Here is a 7863-nt window from a genome sequence, read left to right as displayed (position 1 = left end):
GCAAGCACAGATCGAGGCACTTGTCATGACGAATAATCTAGCAAAATTTGGAATGTTACAAACTAGCAATTGACGTATTAAGCTAAGCAACGATATAACTATGCAAACAATTTGAGGGCTCGACAGCCTTGCTTTAATTCTAATATTATTTTTACCTTTATTTAATCTTAAGGATAAACAACCGTATTTTGAAATTTCGGAATCTACTATATGACCATTATTAGTAACTTTATACGTTATCCCTTTGTATATCAAAAATGGTAATGCAATCTTTTTATTTGAAGTAGAGGAAAATATATTAAATTTAACACCATTAAATTGTGGTTTTGATTGGGAAGCAGAATCCCGCATTAAGGAGCCACTCCTTACCAGTGCACTGCTAGGCCAATAATCAAGACATCCAACACCCACATATACTTCATCTACAGTGTTCATAAAATCCTGGTTATTTGAAATCTTATAATTTGAAAATGGTGACTCCTGATATTTTGCATAATAATTTGTTACCCCTGTAAAATTCGACCTATCATTGAAAAAAGTATAACTACTACTAAGCCAAGAACAGCAAACAAGTACTATTACAGAATATAGTGTATAGTTTTCCCTACTAAAAATAACACTTACTGCAGAAATAATAAATACTAGCACTAAAAGGAGTATAACAGCTCTAAATCTAAATACACCTTGAATTTGTTTAACTGGGGTCTTGTTTAAGAAATGCCAAATAAAATTAGAAATATCAATTGACATAAACATATAAAAGAAACTTAAGATCCCGATTACTTTAATCTGATTATTTAATTTTTGCCAATTCAAAAGGGTAATTATAAATAGTACAGTAATAACAATACCTAGAATCATTGTTAGTAAAAGATTAGTGAAATCAGCCGGTGTATTTCCAGATATATTACCCGAGTTAGGAATATTAATTGAAGGATTATTTAGGTAAACGATCAGAAAGTTAATCCAAAAGAAACTAGTTGTAAATATCGTCATAACTACTGCTTTAAGTAAAGCGACTATTTTAGACATATTTACCTTCTTACAAAGAAGAGCAACAATAATAATAGTTAATACTAAGGTACTATAAATTAATGTACTTACTAAATGGCAATATATTGTTCCTGCCATTCCTAAAGCCAAAAACGGCCACTCTCTCTTATTCCTCCAAAAGATCGAATATGTTCCATATGCTACACTAGGTAAAAAAGCCGTCGCTGAAGTTTGAGCAAGATCAAATGTTCCAAAAAGAATACCAAAAATGTAAGTTGAAAAAGTAAATAACACGGCAAATGCTAAAGCTCTATCCCTTTTATTCAACCAATACTTATTTCCAATCCAATATGAAAATAAAGCTACGCAAGCCAATATAGTACTAATTCCTAAATACACCGCTAGTACTTTATTATGTACAACTAGCATCCAAAATGCCAAGGGATATAAATATATAAATCCATATAGCATGTTAACTGGTGCACCTAAATGATTTAATGAATATGTATTTATTAAAGAAAACACGTGGCCATCCTGTATAACTCGGTACTGCTCAAACGTACGATTTAAATGAAAAGCCATATCAACACCAGTATAAAGTACTCCATTCCTAAAAAAAGGAATCATCATAACAAAGCATAAAAGAATAATTATTACAGGATCAATTAATTTCCTATTTATTTTCATTGTATTTAAGCCCCTCCCCATAACATACTATGTTCTCTATAGCTTTTATTACCTTAACGAAAGCATCCAATTTCCACCACATCAACTTTTACCCATTAAAATTCTATCTATCCATAAAGAAATCCTTTTCGATATATTTGCTATTGGTTTCTCAATCAATATTCTACGCACTAAAATATCTAATAACATACAAACTATAAATACAATTAGCGAATATATAATTGCCTGCCGTAAGTACATAGGAGCTGAACTTGCTACTTTAGCCGAAGAAATAAATTTCTGCCAGATCAATGGCCGAATAAACGAATCCTCATGAATTAGGTAAACACCAAACGTCGAGCCGGCAATATAGTTAATAAATCGACTATTCAACTGAATATTTCTAAAGAAGGCAAAAACAAATGTCGCACTAATTAAGACGATTGGACCATTGGTACCAACAATATCTTCATAATAATAAAGTGACTGCTGTCCATTAACCAAGAACGTCAACAACACTGCAATAGTCATCGTTACAATAGCAATAATTCCAGTCATGCTGGTAGAGTTCCAAAAGAAATTGCGATACTTTCTCAAGTAGGCGCCGACAAAGTACAGCAAAAAGAAATAGGTCGTATACGTATAACCAAAATCCTCAACCGATGTATCAGGCTTGGTACCAAACATCCAAATACCGGCTGGAATTATTGACCATAAGATAAATAATCCGATAATAAGAAGCAATAATTTCCGCTGAGTCAGATTATTGATAATGATATTTAGACACGGCATTGCTAGCAGCATAACGATATAGGCATATACAAACCAATATCCACTAGGCAACGGAAAAGGCAACCAGGTACGAGCTGGTGTATCTGCTCCCCAAATTCCAGTATGAAAACCATATTTCAATACTAAATAAATACCAAAGCTATAAAACACCATCGTGATAATAAGGTTTATCGGTCTCCTAAAGTTAAACCGCTTCTCACATAGGAAGTAAGCACCAATTATCACGAAGCAACATACCCCAACCTTCCCCAGATAATGCAAAAAGAGGTTTATCCGTAAGGTGTTTATGATAGCCGGATTATAATAATCACTATTTAAAGTACCATGTACTGCATAGTGGTGAATTACAATTGCAAACATGCTCAAAATTCTTAACAACTCAATACTCGAATTCCGCCCTTTTTTTTTGATATTTTTCATTTTATATCCTTCCTAATCCTGCGATAAAAACTAATTACTATCAAAATCATTACAATCGATGTTGGAAATGCCGCAATGATTGCAACCGATTGAATATTGGCCATTGAGCTGTTGCTCAATAACAGCGACAACGGCATAATCACAAAGATTACTGCCCAAAATCCCCGCATTAACTTACTAGGTTCTTCTTCCAAAGTTAAATTTCGATAAGAATACTTTGAAATAACCATCGTAATCGAATCAAAAACTGTTGAATATAACCCAATCATTGCTAATGCCAGCAAAACCAGTGCAATTCGATACTCTGGTAAAGTCTTCATCAACATCAGAATTACTTGCGAATATGAATACCCAGTATTTATCAATTGAACAGCATTGACCAGGTGATGAATCTGACGTGAAATACCAAAATTACTCAGAATAATGAATGAGAGGTATGTTCCACCAAGCCCCCAAGCATAGCCCCGCAAAACGATGTCCTTAATCGTCCGTCCCTGGCTAATACTTCCAATAAAGAATGGAGTTGCAACGCACCAGACCATCCAGTAAGACCAATAATAGATAGTCCAGTGTTGTGTAAATCCATGACTGTTGGTCGTCGTTGCCATCCCTATAAAGTTTTGCAAGAGATTACCAGTAGCCTGAATTCCGGAATCAACGATAAAACTACCAGTCCCACTAAATAAAAGTACATACAGTAAGAGACCAATAAAGAAGGTATAGCAAATAACACTTAACCGAGAAATGGCCTTCATCCCAATCACAGATGCGATCAAGTAAATGCAAACCACTAGAACGATCAATATTATCGACAACATCTTTACATTATGGACATCAATCAATTCTCCCACTACAGTAGCCAGGAGAGGCATTGACATTGAAAAAGTTGTCGCGGTCGCAGCAATTAAAGCAAAGATCGCCACCAGATCAATCAGCTTTCCCACAATTCCGTCAATATAATAACCGAATAAAGGCCGACATGCTTCGGAAAACTTCTGCCGACCATTCTTCGTGACAAATAGCATATAGCCGAAAGCCACCGCTAACATAATATAGAACGACCAAACAATTGGTCCCCAATGAAATAGAGAATAAGTTAGTGACCATTCCATCACATTTGAATACTGCCTGATAAACGGTTCATTAGCATACATCATCCATTCACACAGGGAATAAAAAATAATATCCGCCGACATGGTAGACGTGAAAATCATTACTCCCCAACGCAAATTAGAATATTCTGGTCGTCCGTCCTTAGTTTTTCCAAGACGAACCCGGCCGTACTTGGAAAAAGCAACATACAAACTACTTATAAGAAAGAAGAGGGCAATTAAAATATAGAAGAAAGAAAAATGAAGATTCAAAAAAGCACGAATTCCCATTAACGAATGATGAGATGCTTGCGGAAAAGACGTAAAAAAGACGCTCAAACCAAATACCGATAGAATCGGAATGATAATGAGCGGCCAATCAATTCTACCTAACCGTTCCCTCATCCTAAAAGCCCCTTCTTCATCTTCTGACTTACCAAGTCAAGCTGTTTAATGCTATCTATTTCAATAATATCTGTATTCTTAATTGGCTGAACCGTCAGTTTAAATTGAGAGGAATAGTCAAACATGGCAATATCATCCCAGTAGATATCGAAATGGTGCTTATTCTCGAATTCCTCAACTAGATAATGACACAATTTAGCACTATCAGCCTGTGTCCACTTAGAGAGGCTGTACAGGCGCCAACCATCTTTTCCACCATCTCGATCACAGCTTTTAACAACATGCTCATCATCAACGTGCATGATCCACTCATCCGTCCACGTATCGACCCACGCTCCGGCATAACCAGAGTGTTCAAAATGTCGATCTAGGATCTGAGGATTAGTAATTATTTGATCACCATCCAGGATCACCGTATTCTTCAATTCATGCCGAGCAACATATAGTGACGAGATATTGTTGTACTTTGAGTAGTAAGGGTTATTGACCAACCTTACCCCGTCATACTTATCAGCTAAGTAATCAAATTGACTCCCCAAGTATCCAACGACAATACTAATGTCATAAATATCATTAGCATGGAGCGCGGCAATTACCGACTCAATCATCGGCTGCCCAGCGACTCTGACCAGTGGCTTGGGAGTACTGTTGGTTAACGGCCGCATCCTTGTTCCCAAACCAGCGGCCATAATGATTGCATTATCAATTATTGCCATAATTTTCCTCTTTCAAATATTTCAATACTTTCTTGCTGTATTCCTTTGCGTAACGATATTGAGCCAACGAATACTCACCAAAATCAAGTCCTAGAGACTGCTTGTATTCACACCAGTTGCTCCACAATAATCCACAGATAGCCACATAAGCATAAATCTTATACCGCGTTAGTGCGTCAATTGCCCCGTCAAAGTATGCATCAATTAACTGGTCAAGTTGAGACTGGTCGTACATGGCATAGATTGCAAACATTGCAATATCAATATGTGGATCCTGCATTCCAGCATACTCCCAATCAATCAAATAGAGATGACCATCTTGGTCAAAGACAAAGTTATCCGGGTTAGCATCGATGTGACAAAGCGTCCATTCTTTATCCAAACCATCAATGAATCCCCGTAACTTTTCAACGCGCGCTTTAACTTCGTCATAGTCCCGGTAGGCCGAATCACCGCGCCGTAAGCTTTCATAAAACTCCAGCTGGCGATAAACATCAAATTGATGCCCAACTTTCAGTCTCTCTCCATGCATTTTCCGTAAAAGCTGCATACACTGTCGAACCTCGTCCCAATTATTAGCATCGCAATTATGGGAGTGTTCAATAAACTGAGTTAGCTTATATCCGTTGTCAGGATTTAAGTAAAGTGTTTTTTCAACATAAGATAATACTTCTACTTGTTGGTAAACATCATACTCCTCACGCCGATTGATTAGTTTAGCTGTCCCCTCACCCGGAATTCGCATGATATAGTGTTTATCATGACACTTAAAAATAAAGGAACGGTTTGTCATTCCTTTTTTCAAGACCCGAATATCATGAATATCCTGAACGGTTACCCCCAAGGCTTGTTCAATAGCACTGATAGCATCGTTTTTCAGATGGCTAGAACTGTCATCGAGGTCCCGTAATTCCTCATAAGAATTTATCTCAGCATACTCATGATTACTAATCACTCGTCCATCAATCATAAATTGACGCTGGCTAACTAACGCTGATTCCCAAAATTCATTTAGGAACGGCCGTAACTTAACCTGTTCGGTAAGCCGCGATGCTAATTCTTCAGCAGACGATCGATTGAGATACGCTAAGCCAACCATCTTATTACCATTCTGTTTTACGCGAACTACTTTCCCTTTAGAATTAACCCGCCAGTGCGACTGATAATCACTTTTATCGGTAAAAAGGTACCATGACTGATCCTCAACCGTTGAGAAAGGATTATCTTTAAACCACACGTCACAAGAAACGATGTAGCCATTAGATAAGACATCCTTGGCCAAAAATAAGGAATAAATATTATTCCAGTCTGCATAATGCGGATTAACGATCAGCTGAACATCATATTTATCAATTAAATATTCGTAGTGTTCCTTCATAAATCCTACGACAATGGCAATCTCGCTAATATGTCGCTGATGGAGCTGCTTAATTAACCGCTCGATCAACGGCTCACCATCTACTTCCAGTAATCCTTTAGGCTGCTCAGTATTAATTGGTACCATTCGCATACCATATCCGGCGGCCAAAATAACGGCCCTTTGAGGATGGTGCTGATGAAGGTAGTCTTGGCCAACCGATGAAAGCATCATCTTGTCATCCAAAAGACCCATTTTCTTTAACTGGTCCAGTCCTTGATTGACCTTGCCCAATGATAAAGCAACTCGCTGTGCTAATTCACGCTGAGTAGCTTCCGGATGATTAGTCTTTGCTCGAAAAATTTCTAATAGTTTGTTGTTCATAAAATTGAGTAATCCTTTCTTAATTGAACAAAGAATATTTTACCACTGAACAACTACCCTTACAATCTGGTATGATAGTTGTATTAAATCTAAACCGAGGGAGATCTAATGAAACAATTAACGTTACCCGAGATTCGTCAACGGTTACTTGGGATTCTAATCGAATTAAATGACTTCTGTGAGGAAAACAATATCCATTATTATCTTTGTGCTGGAACATTACTAGGCGCAATTCGTCACAAGGGATTTATTCCCTGGGACGATGATATTGATATCGCCATGAGTCGCCCCTTCTACGATAAATTGCAAGATATTGCCCGTCATAATGATGTCTTTCATGGCCACTATAAAATCGTTACCTATCAAAATGGCACCACTCATTATCCATTCATGAAGGTATTGGATACTGAAACCTATACCAAACAGAGCTATACGAACGAAACTAATGAAAATTCTCTTTGGGTAGATATCTTTCCGTTTGATGGGGTGCCAGCAGATACCGCTGAACGCCGCAAGTTATATCAAAAAGAATTATTTGCTCGGAAAATTCTCAACCTTAATTTTGCTAAAGTTGGGGATGGAAAAACGCTGAGTCATAAACTCATCAAACCGCTCTTTATACCATTCGCCAAAATGTACGGTATCGATCGGGCTAATAAACGAATTGATCAACTTTGCCGTAGCTATGGTTACGATCGTGCAGAGTACGTTGGTGATATTAATTGGGGCGACTATGATAAGGAGATCATGAAGAAAACTGACTTTGATAAACCAACATACGTTACCTTCGAAGATCATAAGTTCAAAACGATGTCGTGTTGGGACCAATATCTTACAGATCTATACGGTGATTACATGCAACTACCACCGGTTGACCAACGGGAAAATCATGAACTAAAGGCTTGGCTACGAGAAAAATAACCTGTAAAACATAATGTCCTCTAGTATCCGAAAGGTCGAATATTAGGCTCTTTGTCAATCGGTAAGGATGAAGAGATTTTTGAGAACTAGACTAAGCCACTTTGGCTTTTGGTCTAGT

The 7863-nt window shown here is 37.3% G+C and carries 6 protein-coding genes; 1 reads left to right on the top strand and 5 read right to left on the bottom strand.

Annotated elements, in window-relative coordinates; genetic code table 11:
- The 5 genes from QOS10_RS08625 to QOS10_RS08605 form a co-directional block, all read right to left on the bottom strand.
- On the bottom strand, positions 1-1680 hold a 1680-nt coding region (locus QOS10_RS08625), incomplete at its 3' end, for a hypothetical protein (RefSeq protein ID WP_283595073.1).
- Positions 1681-1761: 81 nt separating this feature from the next.
- Positions 1762-2871, bottom strand: coding sequence for an acyltransferase (locus QOS10_RS08620; RefSeq protein WP_283595072.1), 1110 nt, complete (start codon positions 2869-2871; stop codon positions 1762-1764).
- Positions 2868-4367: a BCCT family transporter gene (locus tag QOS10_RS08615; protein ID WP_283595071.1), complete on the bottom strand. Its 1500-nt coding sequence runs from the start codon at positions 4365-4367 to the stop codon at positions 2868-2870. Before QOS10_RS08615 ends, QOS10_RS08620 begins: the two co-directional genes overlap by 4 nt.
- On the bottom strand, positions 4364-5083 hold the full coding sequence (locus QOS10_RS08610) for an NTP transferase domain-containing protein (RefSeq protein WP_283595069.1): 720 nt from the start codon (positions 5081-5083) through the stop codon (positions 4364-4366). Before QOS10_RS08610 ends, QOS10_RS08615 begins: the two co-directional genes overlap by 4 nt.
- Positions 5070-6824 (bottom strand): phosphotransferase, encoded by a 1755-nt coding sequence (locus QOS10_RS08605; RefSeq protein WP_283595068.1) that lies wholly within the window; start codon positions 6822-6824, stop codon positions 5070-5072. Before QOS10_RS08605 ends, QOS10_RS08610 begins: the two co-directional genes overlap by 14 nt.
- A 108-nt stretch (positions 6825-6932) precedes the next feature.
- Here QOS10_RS08605 and QOS10_RS08600 point away from each other — a divergent pair, with 108 nt between their 5' ends.
- Positions 6933-7745 carry a LicD family protein gene (locus QOS10_RS08600; RefSeq protein ID WP_283595067.1) on the top strand — a complete coding sequence of 271 codons (813 nt, stop codon included), beginning with the start codon at positions 6933-6935 and terminating at the stop codon, positions 7743-7745.
- Positions 7746-7863 lie beyond the last annotated feature (118 nt).

It is taken from the genome of Limosilactobacillus galli, assembly GCF_947381495.1.
Classification (GTDB): domain Bacteria; phylum Bacillota; class Bacilli; order Lactobacillales; family Lactobacillaceae; genus Limosilactobacillus; species Limosilactobacillus galli.
This window is presented reverse-complemented; position numbering and strand designations above follow the sequence as displayed.